Annotated in this window: 22 protein-coding genes, 1 rRNA gene and 1 pseudogene; 13 read left to right on the top strand and 11 right to left on the bottom strand. The window is 72.7% G+C overall.

Annotated elements, in window-relative coordinates; translation table 11 throughout:
- The first annotated feature begins 10 nt into the window (after positions 1–10).
- The gene (locus tag HNR61_RS33280; RefSeq protein ID WP_182847091.1) at positions 11–751 is read left to right on the top strand and encodes a S1 family peptidase; all 741 of its coding nucleotides are present in this window, start codon (positions 11–13) and stop codon (positions 749–751) included.
- A 79-nt stretch (positions 752–830) separates the two neighbouring features.
- Positions 831–1430 (top strand): snapalysin family zinc-dependent metalloprotease, encoded by a 600-nt coding sequence (locus tag HNR61_RS33285; RefSeq protein ID WP_182847092.1) that lies wholly within the window; start codon positions 831–833, stop codon positions 1428–1430.
- Positions 1431–1698: 268 nt separating this feature from the next.
- Here HNR61_RS33285 and HNR61_RS33290 read toward each other — a convergent pair whose 3' ends face one another.
- From HNR61_RS33290 to HNR61_RS33300, 3 genes are all read right to left on the bottom strand, one after another.
- Positions 1699–2031, bottom strand: coding sequence for a histone-like nucleoid-structuring protein Lsr2 (locus tag HNR61_RS33290; RefSeq protein WP_067825983.1), 333 nt, complete (start codon positions 2029–2031; stop codon positions 1699–1701).
- 15 nt (positions 2032–2046) lie between these two features.
- Positions 2047–2406 carry a histone-like nucleoid-structuring protein Lsr2 gene (locus HNR61_RS33295; RefSeq protein ID WP_182847093.1) on the bottom strand — a complete coding sequence of 120 codons (360 nt, stop codon included), beginning with the start codon at positions 2404–2406 and terminating at the stop codon, positions 2047–2049.
- A 142-nt stretch (positions 2407–2548) separates the two neighbouring features.
- Entirely contained in the window at positions 2549–3349 is an 801-nt protein-coding gene (locus HNR61_RS33300) for an SIR2 family NAD-dependent protein deacylase (protein WP_246444150.1), read from the bottom strand.
- 208 nt (positions 3350–3557) lie between these two features.
- On the opposite strand from HNR61_RS33300, the gene HNR61_RS33305 reads away from it, so the two are divergent.
- Complete coding sequence (locus HNR61_RS33305; RefSeq protein ID WP_312898223.1) at positions 3558–4037, top strand: metallophosphoesterase family protein; 480 nt, start codon at positions 3558–3560, stop codon at positions 4035–4037.
- Positions 4038–4039: 2 nt separating this feature from the next.
- On the opposite strand, the gene HNR61_RS33310 is transcribed toward HNR61_RS33305, so the two are convergent.
- Positions 4040–4507 (bottom strand): TspO/MBR family protein, encoded by a 468-nt coding sequence (locus HNR61_RS33310; RefSeq protein WP_182847095.1) that lies wholly within the window; start codon positions 4505–4507, stop codon positions 4040–4042.
- A 35-nt stretch (positions 4508–4542) separates the two neighbouring features.
- On the opposite strand from HNR61_RS33310, the gene HNR61_RS33315 reads away from it, so the two are divergent.
- The 4 genes from HNR61_RS33315 (at position 4543) to HNR61_RS33330 (ending at position 9135) form a co-directional block, all read left to right on the top strand.
- Positions 4543–5505, top strand: a complete 963-nt coding sequence (locus HNR61_RS33315) for a phosphotransferase (RefSeq protein WP_182847096.1) — start codon at positions 4543–4545, stop codon at positions 5503–5505.
- A 68-nt stretch (positions 5506–5573) separates the two neighbouring features.
- Entirely contained in the window at positions 5574–6842 is a 1269-nt protein-coding gene (locus tag HNR61_RS33320; protein WP_182847097.1) for a DUF418 domain-containing protein, read from the top strand.
- Positions 6843–6913: 71 nt separating this feature from the next.
- The gene (locus HNR61_RS33325) at positions 6914–7498 is read left to right on the top strand and encodes a hemerythrin domain-containing protein (RefSeq protein ID WP_182847098.1); all 585 of its coding nucleotides are present in this window, start codon (positions 6914–6916) and stop codon (positions 7496–7498) included.
- Positions 7499–7746: 248 nt separating this feature from the next.
- The gene (locus tag HNR61_RS33330) at positions 7747–9135 is read left to right on the top strand and encodes a nucleobase:cation symporter-2 family protein (RefSeq protein WP_182847099.1); all 1389 of its coding nucleotides are present in this window, start codon (positions 7747–7749) and stop codon (positions 9133–9135) included.
- Positions 9136–9180: 45 nt separating this feature from the next.
- On the opposite strand, the gene HNR61_RS33335 is transcribed toward HNR61_RS33330, so the two are convergent.
- The 3 genes from HNR61_RS33335 to HNR61_RS33345 form a co-directional block, all read right to left on the bottom strand.
- Positions 9181–10017: a patatin-like phospholipase family protein gene (locus HNR61_RS33335; RefSeq protein WP_182847100.1), complete on the bottom strand. Its 837-nt coding sequence runs from the start codon at positions 10015–10017 to the stop codon at positions 9181–9183.
- Positions 10018–10079: 62 nt separating this feature from the next.
- The gene (locus tag HNR61_RS33340) at positions 10080–10529 is read right to left on the bottom strand and encodes a DUF2752 domain-containing protein (RefSeq protein ID WP_182847101.1); all 450 of its coding nucleotides are present in this window, start codon (positions 10527–10529) and stop codon (positions 10080–10082) included.
- A gap of 11 nt (positions 10530–10540) precedes the next feature.
- A complete protein-coding gene (locus HNR61_RS33345; protein ID WP_182847102.1) occupies positions 10541–10852 on the bottom strand; it encodes a CD225/dispanin family protein in 312 nt (103 codons plus the stop codon).
- 287 nt (positions 10853–11139) lie between these two features.
- Here HNR61_RS33345 and HNR61_RS33350 point away from each other — a divergent pair, with 287 nt between their 5' ends.
- Positions 11140–11661, top strand: a complete 522-nt coding sequence (locus HNR61_RS33350) for a GNAT family N-acetyltransferase (RefSeq protein ID WP_182847103.1) — start codon at positions 11140–11142, stop codon at positions 11659–11661.
- A gap of 36 nt (positions 11662–11697) precedes the next feature.
- On the opposite strand, the gene HNR61_RS33355 is transcribed toward HNR61_RS33350, so the two are convergent.
- Positions 11698–12702, bottom strand: coding sequence for a helix-turn-helix transcriptional regulator (locus HNR61_RS33355; protein ID WP_182847104.1), 1005 nt, complete (start codon positions 12700–12702; stop codon positions 11698–11700).
- A 63-nt stretch (positions 12703–12765) separates the two neighbouring features.
- Here HNR61_RS33355 and HNR61_RS33360 point away from each other — a divergent pair, with 63 nt between their 5' ends.
- Entirely contained in the window at positions 12766–13884 is a 1119-nt protein-coding gene (locus HNR61_RS33360) for an epoxide hydrolase family protein (RefSeq protein WP_182847105.1), read from the top strand.
- A gap of 77 nt (positions 13885–13961) precedes the next feature.
- Here the strand turns inward: HNR61_RS33360 and HNR61_RS33365 are convergent, their stop codons facing one another.
- Positions 13962–14258 carry a hypothetical protein gene (locus HNR61_RS33365; protein WP_182847106.1) on the bottom strand — a complete coding sequence of 99 codons (297 nt, stop codon included), beginning with the start codon at positions 14256–14258 and terminating at the stop codon, positions 13962–13964.
- Between the two features lie 262 nt (positions 14259–14520).
- Here HNR61_RS33365 and HNR61_RS33370 point away from each other — a divergent pair, with 262 nt between their 5' ends.
- From HNR61_RS33370 to HNR61_RS33380, 3 genes are all read left to right on the top strand, one after another.
- The gene (locus HNR61_RS33370; protein ID WP_312898221.1) at positions 14521–16152 is read left to right on the top strand and encodes a serine/threonine-protein kinase; all 1632 of its coding nucleotides are present in this window, start codon (positions 14521–14523) and stop codon (positions 16150–16152) included.
- A gap of 379 nt (positions 16153–16531) precedes the next feature.
- Entirely contained in the window at positions 16532–16921 is a 390-nt protein-coding gene (locus HNR61_RS33375) for a hypothetical protein (RefSeq protein WP_182847107.1), read from the top strand.
- A gap of 61 nt (positions 16922–16982) precedes the next feature.
- Positions 16983–17288, top strand: coding sequence for a hypothetical protein (locus tag HNR61_RS33380; protein WP_182847108.1), 306 nt, complete (start codon positions 16983–16985; stop codon positions 17286–17288).
- A 36-nt stretch (positions 17289–17324) separates the two neighbouring features.
- Here the strand turns inward: HNR61_RS33380 and HNR61_RS50170 are convergent, their stop codons facing one another.
- Both HNR61_RS50170 and HNR61_RS50555 read right to left on the bottom strand, forming a co-directional pair.
- A complete protein-coding gene (locus HNR61_RS50170; protein ID WP_376770288.1) occupies positions 17325–17783 on the bottom strand; it encodes a DUF998 domain-containing protein in 459 nt (152 codons plus the stop codon).
- Positions 17702–18415, bottom strand: a pseudogene (locus HNR61_RS50555) (DUF998 domain-containing protein); the annotation flags it as partial. The gene HNR61_RS50170 and the pseudogene HNR61_RS50555, both read right to left, overlap by 82 nt.
- Before the next feature lie 328 nt (positions 18416–18743).
- Between HNR61_RS50555 and HNR61_RS33390 the strand changes: the two are divergent.
- Positions 18744–18808, top strand: a 16S ribosomal RNA gene (locus tag HNR61_RS33390); the annotation flags it as partial.

Genomic DNA, 18808 nt, shown 5'->3' on the forward strand with positions numbered 1-18808 from the left:
ACACCCCCTCGTGAGGAAACGTCATCTGCTGGCCGTCCTGCCCGCCGCCGTCGTCACGCTCGCGGGCACCTCCGTGGCCAACGCCGAGCCGACCCCGCCGCCCAGCCCGAAGATCGTGGGCGGGGTGCCCGCGACCGAGACGTACTCGTTCATGGCGTCGCTGCAGAGCGCCTCGGGCAGCCACACCTGCGGCGGCTCGCTGGTCTCGCCGACCTGGGTCGTCACCGCCGCGCACTGCGGGACGCCGTACCAGGTCCGCGTCGGCACCACCAACCGCACCTCCGGCGGCCAGGTCGCCCGCGTCGCCGCCCGGCAGGTCGTCGGCAGCGACGTGGCGCTGCTGCGCCTGGCCAGCCCCATCACCACCGGTCCCATCCAGATCGCGACCAGCGCGCCGGTCGGCTCGGCCACCCGGCTGCTGGGCTGGGGCCAGACGTGCTCGACGCGCGGCTGCGGTCCCGCGCCGGTCGGGCTGCGCCAGCTCGACACCCGCATCATCAGCGACTCCTCCTGCTCGGGCATCAGCGCCGCGACCGAGCTGTGCATCCAGGGCGGCGGCGGCCGGGGCGCCTGCTACGGCGACTCCGGCGGCCCGGCCCTGATCGGCGGGCCCGGCGCGTGGCAACTGGTCGGCGCGACCAGCCGCGGAACGGCCGGGACGTGCGCGGTCTCCCCGGCGATCTACGGCGACGTAACCGCCTACCGCACGCGCATCCAGCAGATCATCGGTAGCGGCGCGTCCGCCCGCTGATCCGGCTCCCACCCCGCTCGGCGTCCGCCGCCTCGGCCCTGGCGGCGGACGCCTCCCCGCCGAACACCGGAGGTCCCCCATGCACGTATCCAGGCTGTCGAGAACACTGGGCGGCGCGCTGCTGGGCGCCGCCCTGGCCACCGGGGTGATGACCGCCCCCGCCCAGGCCGCGCCGTCCGCGCCGTCCGCGCCGTCCGGCGAACGCTCGCAGGCCGCGCCCGCCGCGGTGCGCGTGATCCGGTACGACGCCAGCCGCGCCGCCGAGTTCCGCACGGTCGTGGACCAGGGCGCGCAGATCTGGAACCAGCACGTCCGCAACGTGCGGTTCGTCGCCGGAACGCCCGCCGACGTCGTGGTGTACGCCGACAACGGATGGCCCCGCGCCCAGCCCGCCGGGCTGGGCCGCGGAAGGGTGTGGATGGGCCGCCAGGCCACCGCGCAGGGCCATTACGCGCTGCGTATCGCCAGCCACGAACTCGGGCACATCCTCGGCCTTCCCGACCGCCGTACCGGCCTTTGCTCGGATCTGATGTCGGGCGCCAGCGCCGGAACCTCGTGCCGTAACCCCAATCCGAACGCCGCCGAGATCGCCGAGGTGGAGCGCAACTTCCAATTCGGCGTCTCCGGCGTCACGCCGGGCGTCACCATCACCGAACGGGTGCCCGCCTCGGCCCGTTGACCGGGGCGGCCATTCCGGGGCCGCCGGCGGGAAACACAGGAATGCCGTGCCTTGACAGGGCGGCCGGCATTCCCCGGCCCCGCCGGAACGGAGGCCGGAGATCGGGACGCCCGGCGGGGCGGGCCTTTCCCGGTCCCGGCCGGCCGGCCTTACCGGAATCCCTGACAAATGATCTACCAATGGCCCCGCGGCGGCACGGTCCGATACGCACGCAAAGGGGCCGGGTGAACGAATCACCCGGCCCCTCGGGAAGCGGCGCGCACCCGGTCTAGTGGGCGGCCTCGTACTTCTCGATCACGTCGCGCGGAATGCGGCCCCGCTCGTTGACCTTGATCCCCTGGGACTTCGCCCATTCGCGGATCTCGGCCGAGCGCTCGCGGGTGCCGGCGGTGCGGGTCGTGCCGCGTCCGGGACGGGCCCCGACCTTGCGGGCCTTGCGGGCGTGCGCGACGAACGGCTCGAACTCCTTGCGGAGCTTGGCGGCGTTCTCCTTGCTCAGATCGATCTCGTAAGTGATTCCATCGAGGGAGAAGCTGACCGTCTCGTCCGCCTCTCCGCCGTCGATGTCGTCGACGAGAAGGACTTCGACCTTCTGTGCCATGCGGGGACCTCTTTGCTATGCGTCCGGCTTCGCGTCCGGGTGAGCCTCGATGAATGCAGCATAGACCTCATCGGAGATCTTGCCACGTTCGGTGACTTCGATGTCGTTGCTCATCGCCCATTCGCGGACGTCGGCGTTGGTGTAGCCCTTGAGCTTGACGGCGCTGGTCGACTTGCGGCCCTTCCGGGCGGCCTTGACCTCGGTGGCGTGCTCGACGAACAGGTTGAGCGTCTCCAGCGTCTCGACCAGACGCTTGTGGTTGTCGTCGCTCAGGTCGATCGTGAACGTCCGCCCGAGAACGTCGAAGTCCCGCTTGGAGACGTCGCTTCCCTCGGAGCCGTCGATGTCGTCTACGCGAATGACCTTCTCGGCCATGTGTGTGGTGTCTTCCTTCCGTTGCCGACGCGGCGACCTTGACCGTAGCGGATTCCGGACCCTCGTTGGTGCGGACGCGACAGCCGGACGGCTCCGGCGGGACTTCGCCAATTGTGATGTTCTTCACTTCCGCCGACGATGTTTATGTCCCGCCTATAGATCCGGCTTTTCGGTCGCAAATGATGGCGTCGCAGATGCGGGGCAGCGCGACGCCGACCGGCTCCCGCACGACCTCGGCGGCCAGGTGGTCGTAGGGGGTCGGGTCGCGGTTGACGATGACGAGGGTCGCGCCGCTCTCCACCGCCACCGCGCACAGCCCGGCGGCGGGTTCCACGGTCAGCGAGCTGCCGACCGCCAGGAAGAGGCCGCCGGCCCGCGCGATGGCGGCCGCGTGCGACAGCACGTCCGGGTCGAGGAACTGCCCGAACATCACGATCGACGGCTGCACCACGGCGCCGCACGACCGGCACGCCGGATCGTCCTCCCCGGCCGCCATCCGGTCGAACACCGCGCCGATCGGCTCCTTGACGTGGCAGCGCGTGCATTCGGCCTCGGCCATGTTGCCGTGCAGTTCCAGCACCTTGCGCGCGGCCAGTCCCGCCTTCTGGTGCAGGCCGTCGATGTTCTGGGTGAGCACGCGCACGGCGACGCCGGACGCGTCCAGCCTGGCCAGCGCCTCGTGCGCGACGTTCGGCCGCACGCCGTCGCGGCGCATCCCGGCGTAGATCCGCCAGAAGCGCCGCCGCCCCTCGGCGTCGGCGAGGAAGTGCTCGCGGGTGAACAGCCCGGCCAGCGACGGGTCCTTCGTCCAGAGGCCCTCCGGTCCCCGGTAGTCGGGGATGCCGGAGTCGGTGGACACGCCCGCGCCGGTCAGGACCGCCACGCGCGTGACGCCGCGCGCCCAGGCCGGAACGTCCGCGTTCATGGCGTCGTTGGGGTTCATGGCGTCAAGGTACGGAGGGCGGCCCCCCGGCGGCGACGGGTTTTGCGGCGCGCCGCAGGCCGGCGCCGATGTGCCGACCCCGGCGTGCTGGTCTGCGACGAGGTGACCTCGGCCGCATCACGACCCTCGGCCCCACCACCGGGATCCTCACCCCTCCCCAGGGTTAGGGCACCCCACCCGCGGGACAATGGTCGGCGTGAGAGTCGTCGTGTTGTCCGACACCCATGCGCCCCGGCGGTGGAGGGCGTGCCCGCCCCGGGTCGCCGAGCATCTGCGGGGCGCGGACGTGATCCTGCACGCCGGGGACGTCTGCACCGCCGGCGTGCTGGACGAGCTCGCCCAGTACGCGCCCGTCCACGCCGTCCTCGGCAACAACGACGGCCCCGACGTCGCCGGGTGGGGCGCGCCCGAGCGCCTCGAACTGGAGCTCGCCGGGCTCAGGGTCGCGATGGTGCACGACAGCGGGCAGGCCAAGGGGAGGCTCGGGCGGATGCGGCGCTGGTTCCCCGGCGCGGACCTGGTGGTGTTCGGCCACTCCCACATCCCGCTCGACGAGCACGACGAGCATTTGCGGATCTTCAACCCCGGATCGCCCACCGACCGCCGCCGCCAGCCCCACGGCACGGTCGGGCTGCTCGACGTCGCCGACGGCGCGCTGGTGCGGGCCGAGATCGTTCCGGTGACCTGAGGTCAGGGGTTGCGGCGCACGATCGCGGTGTTGAGGGCCGTCGCGAACGCCGTCCACCCCAGGTAGGGCATCAGCAGGAGCCCCGCGCGGCGGTCGGCGCGCCAGGCGCGGCGGGCCAGCAGCAGGTTGGCGGCGTTCAGCGCCGCGATCTCGGCGAGCGCCGCGCGCGGGCGCCTGGCGGCGAAGAACAGCGGCGTCCACGCGGCGTTGAGCGCCAGGTTCCAGCCGAGCGCCCGGCGCAGCCCGCGCCGCTCCGCGCCGTCGGCGCTGTCCAGGGCCCGCGCGCCCGCGTACGCCAGCGACGCGTACAGCGGCGTCCACACCAGCGGGAACGCCGTCGGCGGCGGCTGCCACGGCGGCTTGTCCAGGCGCAGGTACCAGGTGGAGCGCGGGTCGGTGGAGACGGCGCCGAGCGCGGCGGCGGCCGCCGTCACGGAAAACGTCTTGAACAGCGTGCCCTTGGTGGTCATGCTGGTCGGCCTACCCGTCCGGGGAGGAGGCACGCATGACCGGGGAGAACATCGCCCCGCCCGCCGCCGGTGCGCGGATGAGCTGGTGGGAGGCGCCCGAACGCCTCCGGCGCGCGGTCGAGGACCTGCTCGGCGGCCGGGTCGCCGAGGCCGTCACCCAGCCGGGCGGGTTCTCGCCGGGGGTCGCCGCGCGGCTGCGGCTGGCCGACGGGCGGCGCGCTTTCGTCAAGGCGGCCGGGGCCGAGCCGAACCCCGAGACCCCGGAGCTGCACCGCGCCGAGGCGCGGGTGGCGGCGGCGCTTCCCCCGGCCGCGCCGGTGCCCGCGTTCTGCGGCGCGGTCGACCAGGGCGACTGGGTCGCGCTGGCGTTCGAGGACATCGACGGGCGGCCGCCCCGCGAGCCGTGGGACGCCGGCGAGTTGCGGCGCGTGCTCGACGCCCTGGCCGCGCTGGCGGCGACGATGACCCCCGCGCCCGTCGAGGCGCCCACCGCCGCCGAACGCTGGACCGAGCAGTTCCGGGGATGGCGGCGCCTGGCGGGCTCCACCGGGGTGGACGACCTCGACCCCTGGGCCCTGGGCCGCCTGGACCGCCTCGCCGCCGTCGAGGCGACCTGGGAGGACGCCGCCGCCGCCGGAGCCACCCTCGCCCACGCCGACATCCGCGCCGACAACCTGCTGCTCACCCCCGACCGGGTGGTGGTCGTGGACTGGCCGTGGGCGTGCCTGGCCCCGCCGTGGTTCGACCTGCTGCTGGCCCTGCCCTGCGTCCGCATGCAGGGCGGCCCGCCGCCGCAGGAGGTGTTCGACGCCCACCCCGTCGCCGCCGGAGCCGACGGCGACGCGGTCACCGCCGTCCTGGCGGCGGTCACCGGCTTCTTCGTCCACATGGCGCGGCTGCCCGCCCCGCCCGGCCTGCCGACCCTGCGCGCCTTCCAGCGCGCCCAGGGCGACATCGCCCTGGCCTGGCTGCGTCGACGACTGGACGGCCGACCCTAGACCTTGGTCGGTCCCCGCTGGCCATCCGGCCGAAGCCCGGCCGCGTCCCGCCCTGAGAGCGTCGGAGCATGGACCAGACCACGGACGGGCTCAGGGACCCGCGGACCGCACGCGTGGCGCGGGGCGGCGTGCGGGCACGGGAGCGGGCGCTGGCCCCCGACCTGGCGCGCGGCCTGATGCTGCTGCTGATCGTGCTGTCGAACACCGCCTTCCACCTCTACGCGGCCGAGCACGGGCCCTCCGGATGGCATCCGGTGGACGGCTCGGCGCTCGACCGCGCCGTCCGCCTCATCATGATCATCACCCTGGACATGCGGGTGTACCCGCTGTTCGGGTTCCTGTTCGGCTACGGCATGATGCAGATGTTCCTGCGCCAGACCGCCGCCGGAACGAGCGAGCGCCGCGCGGCCCGCCTGCTGTACCGGCGCGGTTTCTGGCTGATCGTCATCGGGCTGCTGCACTCCACGCTGCTGATGGCCGGGGACATCGTCGGCGCGTACGGCGTGGCGAGCCTGCTGCTGGTCCTGCTGTTCCTGCGCCGCAGGCCCCGCACGCAGCTGGTGTGGGCCGGGATCGCCGCGGTCGTCACGGTGCTGCTGTACTCCGGGCCGCTGTGGGCGCTGGCCGGCGGCGACGTCGGCGCGTTCGGCCCCGCCGCCGGGGACCCGCCCTCCACCAGGGAGTACGCCTCCGGGACCGAGAGCTACCTCGACGCGATGGGCACCCGCGCCACCACCGGGTTCTTCGTCACCTTCGTCGGCGGGCCGCTGATGCTGACGGCGCCGCAGATGATCCTGGCGTTCTGGGCGGCGCGCCGCCGCGTGCTGGAGGAGCCGCACCGGCACCTGCGGCTGCTGCGCTGGACCGCCGCCGTCGCCGTCCCGGTCGGCTGGCTGGGCGCGCTGCCGATGGCCCTGGCCCACAGCGGGATCTGGCACGTCCCGCCCGCCGCGCTCAGCGCCGAGGGCACGCTGGCCGCGCTGCGCGACGTGACCGGGACGTTCGGCGGCGTCGGCTACGTGGCGGTGTTCGCGCTGCTGGCCCACCACCTGTCCGGACGCGCCCGCCGCCACCCCGTCACGGCCGCGGTCACGGCGGTCGGCAAGCGTTCCCTGTCGACCTACCTGACCCACTCGCTGATCTTCGCGCCGGTCCTGGCGGCCTGGGGCCTCGGCCTCGGCGCGCACCTCAACAGCGCGACGGTGGCGCTGTTCGCGATCGGCGTCTGGCTGGTGACGGTCGCCGCCGCCCACGCCCTGGAACGCGCGGGCCGGCGCGGCCCCGCCGAGGCGGTCCTGCGCCGCCTCACCTACGGGGCCGCCGACCGCCGCGGGTAGCGCCGCCTGTTTGCCCGCCCGCTCCACGGGAACATCGCTGTCCCGACCAATGATGATCAACAGGGGGCAGCATGCCGGACAACGCGGTCGTCGCCGCCATCAAGAACGACCACCGCACCCTGGAGCGGATGTTCGACCAGCTCCGCAAGAACCCCGACGAGAAGACCCTCGCCGAGATGTCCATCCTCTTCGTCGCCCACGGCAAGGCCGAGGAGGCCGAGGTCTACCCCAAGCTCGCGGTCAAGTCCCCCGAGGACAAGGGCGACGTCTTCCACGGCGTCGAGGAGCACCGCGAGGCCGAGGAGCACCTGCGCGCCCTCCAGGCCGCCGAGCCCGGCACCGAGGACTTCACGGACAGGCTGGAGAAGTTCGTCGAGTCGGTGGACCACCACGTGGAGGAGGAGGAGAGCAGCATCCTCCCCGAGCTCAACCAGGCCCTCGACGAGGACGAGGCCGCCCGCGTCGCCGAGGCGTTCCACCAGGCCGAGGAGGCCGAGAAGACCCGGCTGGCCGCCACCTCCGGCCGCGACCTGGACGCCATGAGCAAGGAGGAGCTGGTCGCCCAGGCCGAACGCCAGGGCCTCACCGGCGTGTCCTCCCGCACCAAGGACGAGCTCAAGACCGAGCTGCACGCCGCCCTCAACCCGAAGGTCTGACCCCGGACCCGCCCGTCCACGGAGCCGCCCCGGCCGATCACGGCCGGGGCGGCTCCGTTATCGTGACACCCCTTGGATCAGGGCAAACGCCGCCATTGCCGGACCATCCTCCGGTCCCGCGGCCCGCCCCGCCCGCGGAATCCGTCACCGCGGCCGCTGGATCCGCCCGGAGGGCAGGGGCGCGCCCGCCCCTGCCCGCCACCGACGCACCACACATGTCATTCACCTACCTGGAAGGCAAGGCAGGCATGTCCGAAGCGGGACCCCGCACCCGGCCCGACGTCCACCCCGTCGACGAGGTCCTCCCCGTCCCCAAGCTCGCCCTCTACGGTTTCCAGCACGTCCTGGCCTTCTACGCGGGCGCCGTCATCGTCCCCCTGCTGGTCGCCTCCGGCATCGGACTGTCCCCCGAACAGCTCGTCTACCTCATCAACGCCGACCTGTTCACCTGCGGCATCGCCACCATCATCCAGGCCCTCGGCTTCTGGCGGATCGGCGTCCGGCTGCCCATCGTGCAGGGCGTCACCTTCACCGCCGTCGCCCCCATGATCGCCATCGGGCAGGGCGCGGCCACCCCCACCGCCGCCCTGCTGGCCATCTACGGCGCCACCATGACCGCGGGCCTGCTGACGTTCCTGGCCGCGCCGTTCCTCGGCCGCATCCTGCGGATCTTCCCGCCGGTCGTCACCGGCACCGTCCTGATGATGATGGGGCTGCTCCTGCTGCCCACCGCCCTCACCGACGCCGCCGGCGGCGCGGCCGTCAAGGGCACCCCCGAGTTCGGCGACCCGAAGCACCTGGCCTACGCGGGCGGCACCCTGCTGTTCATCCTGGCGCTGTACCGGCTGCGCCGCCCGTTCCTGTCCAGCATCGCGGTCCTGCTCGGCCTGGTCGGCGGCACCCTGGTCTCCTGGCTGCTCGGCGACACCACCTTCGACCAGGTCGGCAAGGCCGACTGGCTCGGCGTCACCACCCCGTTCCACTACGGCGCGCCCACCTTCCACCTCGGCGCGATCGTCGCGATGGTCCTGGTCATGATGGTCACCGTCGTGGAGACCATCGGCGACGCCAAGGCCACCGGCGAGATCGTCGGCCGCGAGGTCGGCCGGGACGGCATCACCCGCGCGCTGCGCGCCGACGGCGTCTCCACCTTCCTCGGCGGCGCCCTGAACTCGTTCCCCTACACCTGCTTCGCCCAGAACGTCGGCCTGGTCCGCCTCACCGGCGTCCGCAGCCGCTTCGTCGTGGTCGCCGCCGGCGCGATCATGATCCTGCTCGGCCTGTTCCCCAAGGCCGCCGCCTACGTCGCGGGCATCCCCAGCGACGTGCTCGGCGGCGCGGCCGTCGCGATGTTCGGCATGGTCGCCGTCGTCGGGATCCAGACCCTCGCCAAGGCCGACCTGCGCGACGAGCGCAACGCGCTCATCGTCGCCATCAGCGCCGGGGCGGGCTTCCTGCCCACCGTCGTGCCGCAGTTCGCCCAGAACCTGCCCAAGGACCTGGCGGCCGTCCTCGGCGGCGGCATCACCGTCGCCGCCCTCACCGCCATCGTCCTGAACCTGGTGTTCAACGTGCTCACCCGGGACCGGCCCGCCGACGCCGGCGAGACCCCCGCCACCGAGCCGATCACCACCTGACCGGCCGCGCGGGCCGCCGCCCCTCCGGAGGCGGCGGCCCGCCGCTCACTTCCAGAGCGCCGCGACCCGCTCGGCCTCCGCGCGCCCCTGCGCGTACCCGGCCTCGGCCGCCGGCGTCCGCGTCGCCGGATCCAGCGGATCGGTCCCGAACGCCGCCGCCGACGCCTCGTCCGGCGCGACCACCTCGACCCGCGCGCCGTCCCCGGTCAGCCCGGCCACGTCCTCCTCCAGCACCGGGTCGGCGAACGGCGCCACCACCAGCACCCGCCCGTGGCCCGCCGCCAGGTCCGCGTTGTTCATCGACCGCAGCCCGCCGTCCACGTACCGGGCGTCCGCGATCGTCACCGGCGGCCAGATCCCCGGCACCGCGCAGCTCGCCGCGACCGCGTCCACCAGGTCCACCCCCGACTCGGCGTCGAACAGCACCGGGGCGCCCGAGATCGCCTCCACCGCCGGGATCACCAGCCGCGGCCGCCGCGGCCACTCGCGCACCGGCAGCCGTCCCTCGATCACCGCGCGCCGCGCGGACTCCGGCACCGTCTCGGCCGCCAGCGCCAGCGCCCCGACCCGCCGGCGGACCTCCGCGGGCTCCAGCCCCTCCGACCGCAACGTCAGCATCCGCTCCAGCGCCTCGGCCACCGACCCCGCCGGAACCAGCTCCTCGCTCCGCCTGCCCGGATCGGTCTGCCGCGCCAGCAGCTCCTCCCACGGCAACCCGCTGGTCACCTGGGCCGCGACCGTCGAGCCCGCCGACGTCCCGACCACCAGGTCGGCGTCGGTCACCTCGACGCCCGCCGCGGCCAGCCCCGCCAGCACGCCCGTCTGCCACGCGATGCCCGCGACCCCTCCGCCGCCCAGCACCAACGCGCGTTCGTCCGCCATCGTCGCCTCCCCATCAAGACCATGCGCGGGCGCGGTACCGCACCCGGGCCCGGCATTCCCGGTCAGGCGGCGAGAAACGTCCCGAACGGCAGGTTCCGCACCACCCAGAACACGACGACGACCGCGAACAGCCCCCAGATCGCCCGCGGATCACCCGCCTTCCTCCGCGTGGGCACCCCGCGCGCCCGCGCCACCGCCCACCGCGCCCAGAAGAACGCGAGGACCGGCACCATCGCGACGGTCAGCACGTTCAGTCCCAGCGCGGTGCCGACGTCCCCGTGCGCCAGCGCGTGCAGCGTCCGCAGCGACCCGCATCCCGGGCACTGCAACCCCGTCAACAACAAGAACGGGCACGTCGGGTAGTGCCCGGGCTGGTTCGGGTCGACCGCGCCGACGTACGCCACCGCCCCGACGGCCAACGCCAACACCCCCGCCGGAACGGCCAGCCGTCGCGCGACGGCGACCGGCGGTCCGCTCGGCGCGTGCGGAGCGGACCGACGTTCGTCTCCCATCGAACCCGTCGTCAGTAGCTGCTGGAGTTGCTGTTGAGGGCGAACATGGCGACCAGGTAGATGGCGCTGCCGACCAACCCCACGACCGCCGAGACGATCGCCCAGGTCTTGGCGTTCTTCGACGCCTTCATGGCCCCCTGGTAATCACCCGCCGACCACTTGGAGTTGACCTGCGCCGCGTACACGATCGAGACGACGCCGCCCGGCAGACAGCAGAGGATCGTCGTCAGGATCGCCCACACCAGATGGTTCGGCGGGGGAGACTGGGGCGGCGGAGCCGAATAACCGCCGTACCCCTGCCCGGGCGGCTGGTAGTAACTCATGCAGTGCACCTCCAAGTGTGCGGGGGTTGGCCACCTCATCCAATCGACGCGGCGGCCGTAAACGAAGTTCAACCTTTACCATTCAAAGGCCAGCTCCGGCCAGGTCGCCCCCCTTGCAAGGGGCCGCCTGAGCTGCTGGTGAACGGCGGCCCGAGACCGGGGACACGAGCGACGGCACCGGCCGGACACCGAGGCCGCGGCGACGGCCGCCGGAATCACGATTGATCTTCGGGCGCGGCGGGTCTAGCGTTCACCGGACACCTGAGCGCTCGCCCTTTGGAGGGACGTTGTCACAGCACATCCGGCCGGCGGCCCCCGCGGACGCCGGAGCGCTCGCGCGGGTCAAGGTCGCCTCCTGGCGGGCGGCCTTCCGGGGACTGATGCCCGAATCGCACCTCGCCGGGCTGGACGTGGCGGCCATCCAGGCCACCTGGGACAGGGTCCTCGGCGAGACCGACTGGCCCCGGTCGGGCATGCTGGCGCTCGAACGCGACGGCGCGATCGCCGGATACTCGCACTTCTACCCGACCGACGACGCCGACGACCCCTCGTCGGTCGGCATGATCGGCTCGCTCTACACGCTGCCCCAGGTGTGGGGGACCGGCGCCGGCAAGGCCCTCATGACCCGGGTCGTCGAGACCCTGGCCGAGGCGGGGTACGCCGAGGCGTCCCTCTGGGTGCTGGTGGACAACCGCCGCGCCCGCGCCTTCTACGAAGGGCAGGGGTGGAAGGACGACGGCGGCCGGGACGAGGACCGCAGCGACGGTTTCCTCGTCAGCAAGGTCCGCTACCGCCGCTCCCTCGGCTAGGGGCACGGGGCCGGCGCGCCGTCGTCCGGGCGGCCGTCACCCGGCGCGCTGTTCTCTCCACCGTTCACGCTCGGGGCCGTCTCCCGGGGACGGGGGCGTCGCGTCCCCCAGGCGGGCGGCGAGCGCTCGGATGTGCTCGACCAGCTCGGGCGGCCCGTGCACGGTGAAGGGAACGCCTATCAGGCCCACCCACAGGACCAGCTCGTCCAGGGAGTCGGAGCCGCAGTCCAGCGTGCAGGTCCGGGCGTCGACGGGCTCGATCCTGCCGGCGGTCGGGGCGACCCGCTCGGCCACGACGGCGGCGGGCGCGTGCACGGTGAAGCGGCCCTGGTAGCGGTAGGGCGCGCTGGAGACCGCGTGTGAGGTGTATCCGGCGATGTCGGTATGGGGCGGGTCGCGGGGGATGAACCGCGGGCCGTTGGGGGTGCGCAGGGTGAGCCGGTCCAGGCGGAACGTGCGCCAGTCCGCGCGGTCGAGGTCGTAGGCGACCAGGTACCAGCGGCGTCCGCCGGCCACCAGACGGTAGGGCTCCGCCATCCGCCTGCTCGGGTCTCCCTCCCGGGCCCGGTAGTCGAACCGGAGGGTCTCGTGGTCCCGGCAGGCCGCCGCGACCGCCGTCAGGGTGTCGGGGGAGACGGTCGGGCCGCCGGAGGCCATCGGGACCGTCATCGTCTGCAACGCGTGGACGCGGTGCCGCAGCCGGGACGGCAGCACCTGCTCCAGCTTGACCAGGGCCCGCACCGAGCTCTCGGCGATCCCGGCCACGGTGCCGCCCGCGGCGGTGCGCAACCCCACGGCGACCGCCACCGCCTCCTCGTCGTCCAGCAGCAGCGGCGGCATACCGGCCCCCGGTCCCAGCCGGTAGCCCGCCGCGCCCGCGGTGGCGTCCACGGCGTAGCCGAGTTCGCGCAGGCGCTCCACGTCACGGCGGACGGTGCGCGGGCTCACGCCGAGCCGGTCCGCCAGTTCCCTGCCCGACCACCAGCGGTGGACCTGGAGCAACGCCAGCAGCCGCAGCAGCCGAGCCGAGGTTTCCATCATGGAGTCCACCCTGCCGCACACCTAGGACGGTGATCGACCTAGGTGCGCCGTAGCGTTCCTGACATGAGCAACGACAGCGCCATCCGCCCGTTCCGCATCGAGATCCCGCAGGCCGAGCTGGACGACCTGCGCGACCGGCTGCGGCACACCCGCTGGCCCAGCGAGATCGACGGTCAGGGGTGGAGCCGCGGGGTCCCGGTCGGCTACCTCAGGGAGCTCGCCGACCACTGGGCCGACGGCTACGACTGGCGGGCCTGGGAGGCCAGGCTGAACGCCCACCCGCAGTTCGTCACCGAGATCGACGGGCACGACGTCCACTTCCTCCACGTCCGCTCCGACCGGCCCGACGCCCTGCCGCTGATCCTGACCCACGGCTGGCCCGGCTCGATCGTGGAGTTCCTCGACCTGATCGAGCCGCTCTCCCGCGACTTCCACCTGGTCATCCCGTCGATCCCCGGCTTCGGGTTCTCCGGCCCGACCCGCGAGGCCGGCTGGTCGACCGGGCGCGTCGCCGCCGCCTGGGCCGAACTGATGCGCCGGCTCGGCTACGACCGCTACGGCGCCCAGGGAGGCGACTTCGGGAGCGGCATCACCCGGGCGCTGGGCCTGGCCGCACCCGACAACGTCGTCGCCGTCCACATCAACGGCGGCACGACCTACCCCAGCGCCGAGGAGGACGACCCGACGCTGACCGACCTCGAACGCGCCCGGGTGCGGCGGATGCGCGAGTTCATGAACGAGGCGGGCGGCTACATCGCCATCCAGTCGACCCGGCCGCAGACCCTCGCCTACGGCCTGACCGACTCGCCCGCCGGCCAGCTCGCCTGGATCGTCGACAAGATCAGGGACATGACCGACCTGGCGAAGGAGCTGCCGCACGAGGCGATCGACCGGGACCTGCTGCTCACCGACGTCACGATCTACTGGCTGACCGGCACGGCGGGCTCCTCGGCCACGCTCTACTACGAGGACGCGCGGAGCTGGGGCGAGCAGGAGGAGTCCCCGGTGCCGACGGCCGTGGCGCTGTTCACCGTCCAGGACATCGCGCTGCGCCGGGACGAAGAAAAGATCAACAACATCGTGCGCTGGTCGGAGTTCGACCGTGGCGGCCACTTCGCGGCGATGGAGGCCCCGGACCTGCTCCTGAACGACATCCGGGAGTTCTTCGCCTCCTACCGATGACGGGGATCCCCGGGCCACGGCAAGGCCCGGAACGAGGCTCAGAGGCCGTCCCTCCCGACCGGCCGCGGCGTCACCCGTTATTCGGCGGGCCAGAGGACCAGCATGCGAGCGATCTGGGAGGGGTCGGTCTCCACCGTCAGGTGGTGCCTGCGCCTCCGGACGTCGCGGCGCTCGACCTCGAACCGCCCGTCCTCCAGTAACGAGGCTACCGCGTACCAGGAAGGGTCCGCCTGGTCGGGCTGAACGGTCAGGAACGTGTTGGCAGGGTGCTCCAGCTCTTGGAGCATCATGAACAAGGCGTCTTCGGACGGCTCCTCGACGCGGTCCCCCACCTCGCTCTCGGCGACCTCCAACGGGCTTGCGGAGTGCGTCATGCTCCGGTTCTCCAGTGACGGGTTCCCTGTGACCCGCACATGATCGCAAACAGGCGAGGCCGCCGCCGGGGCGGACCGCACCCGGACGCGGCTCTTCCCGGTGACGTCGGCGCCGCCGTCGCCCCCGCGCGTCGCATGTGACCGCGGGCGTGCCCAGGACGCGGAAGCCCAGAATCCGTCCCGGCGGTCCGGACCGCCGGGACGGGTGGGTTTGAGGCGATATGAGCGTGTTGGTGGAGGTCGTGGTCCTAGGCTGTCGGGCGTGACAGGGAAGACGGTGATCGACGGGCGCTTCGAACTGCGCGACCGGCTCGGCAGCGGCGGGATGGGGACGGTCTGGCGCGCCTTCGACCTCGCCCTCCAGCGCGAGGTGGCGCTGAAGGAGGTGCGGCTCGCCGAGGTCGACACGGCGCGGCTCGACCCCGGGGTCGCGCGGATGATGCGCGAACGGGTGATGCGCGAGGCCCGCGCCCTCGCCCGGATCGACCACCCGAACGTGGTGACGATCCACCACATCGTCGACTCCCCGGACACACCGCACCCGTGGCTGGTGATGGAACTGGTCCGCGGCCGGTCGCTCCAGGAGCGGCTGTCGGCCGGACCGATGTCCCCGGCCGAGGGGGCCGCGCTCGGACGCGGCGTCCTCGCGGCGTTGCGGGCCGCGCACGAGGCCGGGATCTGCCACCGCGACGTCAAGCCCGCGAACGTCCTCCTGCGGACGGACGGCACCCCCGTGCTCACCGACTTCGGCATCGCCGTGCTGGAGGACGCCTCCCGCGTCACCGCGACCGGCGGCCTCGTCGGCTCCCCCGAGTACATCGCGCCCGAGCGGCTGCACGGCGAGGAGGGCAACCCCGCGTCCGACCTGTGGTCGCTCGGGATGCTCATGTACGTGGCGGTGGAGGGCGCCCACCCGCTGCGTCGTCCCACCACGGCCGCGACGCTGGCGGCGGTCATGACCGCGCCGATCCCGCCCGCCCGGCGCGCCGACGCCCTGGCCCCCGTCCTGCGGGCCCTCCTCGTCCGGGAGCCGGCGGCGCGCCCCCCGGCGGCGCAGCTCGACGCCATGCTCGCGTCGGTGGCGGGCGGCACCCCGACGTCCGTGCCGCTGCCACCGCCCCCGTCGTTCCCCGCGCCGGGCGCGCCGTCGGGGCCCCGACCCGTGCCGGTCCCAGGACACGGGACGGGGCCGGGCTTCGCCCCGAACCCCACCCACCCCGCGCAGGAACGGCCCCGCCGGTCGCGGATGCCCGGCGTGGCGATCACGATCCTGGCGCTCGGGCTGGTCGCGACGCTCGTCACGACGGTCGCCGTCGTGCTGCCCCGCGTCCTGGACGCGGCCGCGCGCAGGACACCGTCGGACGCCGCCGACACCAACGACCGCCCGGGACTTCGCGTGACCGGCGACAGCGACCGCACCGACGGCAAGGGAGTGCCGGAGAGTGGAACGCTGCTGGAACCCGCCACGATCCGCGGCATCATCAAGAGATTCCAGGAGGCTTCCGGCAGCAAGCGGTTCGCCCAGATGACGGTGCACCAGACACACGCGTCCGCCGACGCGCCCGCGGTGGGGCGACCCGACCGGTTCGACAACTACACCTACCAGAAGGGCGCGGAGGCCGCCGTGCGGAGCCGCCCCAGCATCGCCATCACCGAGAACGCGAAGGTCGACTTCAGCGCGTTCAACTGGGAGGCGCTGCCGCAGCTGATGAAGCGGGCCGAGCAGACACTGAACGTGAAGAAGCCGACCAGCCGGTACATCATCGCGAAGGCGTCCTGGACGTTCGCCGGCGACAAACCCGTCATGATGCTCTACCTCAGCGACGAGTACGGCGGCGGCTACCTGGCGACGAACACCCAAGGCAAGGTCATCAACACGCAGCCGGCCGACTAGGCGACCGGCGCGTGGCCAAGGTGCCGGTCAGGACTGCGTACCGGTCTCCCGACGAGGCGGACGCGCTGCTGACCGACCCCCGGTCCACCCTGCGAACGCCGCCCGTGCGGCTCACTTCGCTGCTCGACCGGGCGACCGGCACCCCCGCCAGTACTGTGGTGGCGACCTGCCACGGCGACGCGGACGCCGCGGAGCTGCGCCATCTGCCGGCGCAGGAACCGGCCCGCCACGGCCACCCCCGAGAGTCCAAGGCGTTCGCGCCCTCGCGCCGGAGGAGACACCGGACCCCGGCCCCTGGACGCTCGGCTGGGCCGACGGGACACCCGTCGACGGCTCGGCGGACGGGCCCGCCGACCCCGGCCCCTCGACCGTCCGGGCGATGGGAAGCGCCCCCGGCGGATCGCCGCTGGCGGTGACGGCCAGCGAATGCGGCACCGTCCGCGTGCTCGACCTGGCCACGGGACGCGCGATCGGAGCCCCCATCGCCGACGGCGGCGGAAGCGGCGCCGTCGCCGTGGCGGTCGTGGACCGGCGGCCGGTGGCGGTCTCGGGCAGCGGCCGTCAGATCGGCGAACCGCTGGTCGACGGAGGCTGGGCACCGGTCCTGACCGCGACGGCGGGCGGGCGGCCCGTCGTGCTGGCGCGCGGAACCGGACGAGACCGTGCGGTATGGCCCCTGGACGTCCACGGCCCCGGCCCCGCACTGACCGACGCCGACCCGCGATCTCCCTTTCCGCCCCGACCCTGGGCGGTCGGCCGTCGGCCGTGACCGTCACGGCCGATGAGGAGGACGACTGCGGAACCGCCGAGCTATGGGACCTGGACACACGATGCGGCGCGTCGGCGTCCCCCTGGCCGAGGACGGCGACGTCCACACCGCCGGCTGGGGCAAGGCTGTCCGCATCTGGGGCCCACTGAGCGGTCGGCAGATCGGCCACAACGATGGCGCGATCCGGCGACTGGTCACCACGGTCGCGGCGGGACGGCCCGTCGCGGTCACCGCCGGGCCGGTCGCGAACGCCGGCGTGCTGAGAACCTGGGACCTGGCCACCGGCGAAAAACTCGGACCCGACCTGCGTTTCCCGTTCCCCATCGGTGGCCATGGCCCCGAGACCGCGTTCCTCTCCACGCTCTGACGGCACGTACGAACACGGCGACCGGAGCACACCGGATCACTCGGTCCTCGCACTCCCACGACCCTCGGGAACCACGCGTGCCGACCGTGGCTCGGGACGGTGACGGAGCAGGTAGAGCCCGAGGAGGGCCTGCCAGGCCAGGCCCAGCGTGACGGCCAGACGCTGGAAGAGCCCGGCGATGTTCTCCAACCTCCCGTCCTGGGCGAAACCCACGTTCGCCAGCCCCATGAGCACCGCGAACCCGACCCCGCACAGAACCGACCCCCACGCCCACCCGGGAGCACCCGCCCGCGCGAACCGCCTGGCGAACACGAAGCAGGCGACCACCAACGACACGAACCCCATGAGCGACAGCCCGTCGTGCCACGCCCCGTGAACGGTGGGGAGGGCGGGGTGTCGGGGGAACCGGGCGGATACCCGTTGATCGGATCGGTGAGGAAGATCCCGGCGCCCAGAAGCCCGACGGCCCAGACCCCGAAGAACAACGGCCCCCAGAACGACCCACTGACGGGCCCCGAAGTCCGCCGGATCCCGAAGGCGAACAAGAGCGTCAGGGAACCGGTGACGAGGAAGTTGAGCGTCTGCGTCCAGCCGTGGGGACCGAGGGCGAGCGAACTGACCGGATGCCGCAACGGGTCGTAGGCGTCGCGGGTGAACGCTTCGAGGAGGTGAGCGAGCGTGAAGAGGGGACCGGCGAGCACACCGCAGGAGAGCGCGACACAGGGCCGGGTGCTGGCGTTCATGATGTCAACGTAGGTTGACAGGCGGTGAGCGTCAACCTGTGTTGACATCCGTCCGGGCGGCAGCCCGGGAAGAGCAGGAGGGGTGAAGTTGCGGGAATGTCCGCGAGCACTGCGCTGTTGGCCTACAGTGAGAGTGCAAGCAGGCGATCGCTCTGAGGCGGACCTCCTGGGTCTGTCGATTTGACGTCGTCTACGGGAGTGCATAGATTCTCCCCTTGTCCCCAACGGGATGCAGGACGCCCATGAGGCGGCCGGCCCGGGGAACCCACCAACGATCACGCCGACGAGGCGGTTTCGTCGCGTCCGCGTGCCCGTAGGTGGATCTCCGTTCCACGGAAACGCCCGATTTTGCAAAGTCGGACGGTTCTGGTGAAATAGAGACATCGCCCGAACGGGAAACCGAAAGGGTGAAATCGGGGAAGACCGGTGAAATTGACAGACCGGCCGGAACTGATAACGTAAAGCGAGTCGCCCCGGAGCGAGAGACGCGCGAGCGGATTGAGCGCGGTGGGTGTCCGTTTCTTGAGAACTCAACAGCGTGTTAAAAGCCAGTGCCTTTATCGATCAGGCAAGGTCCTGATCGCCCCGTCCGGCTCTTTCGGGAGTCGACAGGGATTTCTTTGAGGCAAGCAGTCCTTCGGGGCTGCATGTCGGGATTCATTCCCATGAAGGTTTGGCGGCTCGGGTTCGCCCCCGGGTTGTCTGCGAGACCTTAATGGAGAGTTTGATCCTGGCTCAGGACGAACGCTGGCGGCGTGCTTAACACATGCAAGTCGA

Source organism: Actinomadura kijaniata, from assembly GCF_014138665.1.
GTDB classification, from domain to species: Bacteria; Actinomycetota; Actinomycetes; order Streptosporangiales; family Streptosporangiaceae; genus Spirillospora; species Spirillospora kijaniata.

What these genes read in the sequence shown, in the direction of transcription:
- HNR61_RS33285 (WP_182847092.1), top strand. Translation starts at nt 831, where the DNA reads ATGCACGTATCCAGGCTGTCGAGAACACTGGGCGGCGCGCTGCTGGGC.
- HNR61_RS33290 (WP_067825983.1), bottom strand. Translation starts at nt 2,031, where the DNA reads ATGGCACAGAAGGTCGAAGTCCTTCTCGTCGACGACATCGACGGCGGA.
- HNR61_RS33295 (WP_182847093.1), bottom strand. Translation starts at nt 2,406, where the DNA reads ATGGCCGAGAAGGTCATTCGCGTAGACGACATCGACGGCTCCGAGGGA.
- HNR61_RS33300 (WP_246444150.1), bottom strand. Translation starts at nt 3,349, where the DNA reads ATGAACCCCAACGACGCCATGAACGCGGACGTTCCGGCCTGGGCGCGC.
- HNR61_RS33310 (WP_182847095.1), bottom strand. Translation starts at nt 4,507, where the DNA reads ATGACCACCAAGGGCACGCTGTTCAAGACGTTTTCCGTGACGGCGGCC.
- HNR61_RS33315 (WP_182847096.1), top strand. Translation starts at nt 4,543, where the DNA reads ATGACCGGGGAGAACATCGCCCCGCCCGCCGCCGGTGCGCGGATGAGC.
- HNR61_RS33320 (WP_182847097.1), top strand. Translation starts at nt 5,574, where the DNA reads ATGGACCAGACCACGGACGGGCTCAGGGACCCGCGGACCGCACGCGTG.
- HNR61_RS33325 (WP_182847098.1), top strand. Translation starts at nt 6,914, where the DNA reads ATGCCGGACAACGCGGTCGTCGCCGCCATCAAGAACGACCACCGCACC.
- HNR61_RS33330 (WP_182847099.1), top strand. Translation starts at nt 7,747, where the DNA reads ATGTCCGAAGCGGGACCCCGCACCCGGCCCGACGTCCACCCCGTCGAC.
- HNR61_RS33335 (WP_182847100.1), bottom strand. Translation starts at nt 10,017, where the DNA reads ATGGCGGACGAACGCGCGTTGGTGCTGGGCGGCGGAGGGGTCGCGGGC.
- HNR61_RS33340 (WP_182847101.1), bottom strand. Translation starts at nt 10,529, where the DNA reads ATGGGAGACGAACGTCGGTCCGCTCCGCACGCGCCGAGCGGACCGCCG.
- HNR61_RS33345 (WP_182847102.1), bottom strand. Translation starts at nt 10,852, where the DNA reads ATGAGTTACTACCAGCCGCCCGGGCAGGGGTACGGCGGTTATTCGGCT.
- HNR61_RS33355 (WP_182847104.1), bottom strand. Translation starts at nt 12,702, where the DNA reads ATGATGGAAACCTCGGCTCGGCTGCTGCGGCTGCTGGCGTTGCTCCAG.
- HNR61_RS33360 (WP_182847105.1), top strand. Translation starts at nt 12,766, where the DNA reads ATGAGCAACGACAGCGCCATCCGCCCGTTCCGCATCGAGATCCCGCAG.
- HNR61_RS33365 (WP_182847106.1), bottom strand. Translation starts at nt 14,258, where the DNA reads ATGACGCACTCCGCAAGCCCGTTGGAGGTCGCCGAGAGCGAGGTGGGG.
- HNR61_RS33375 (WP_182847107.1), top strand. Translation starts at nt 16,532, where the DNA reads ATGGGAAGCGCCCCCGGCGGATCGCCGCTGGCGGTGACGGCCAGCGAA.
- HNR61_RS33380 (WP_182847108.1), top strand. Translation starts at nt 16,983, where the DNA reads ATGCGGCGCGTCGGCGTCCCCCTGGCCGAGGACGGCGACGTCCACACC.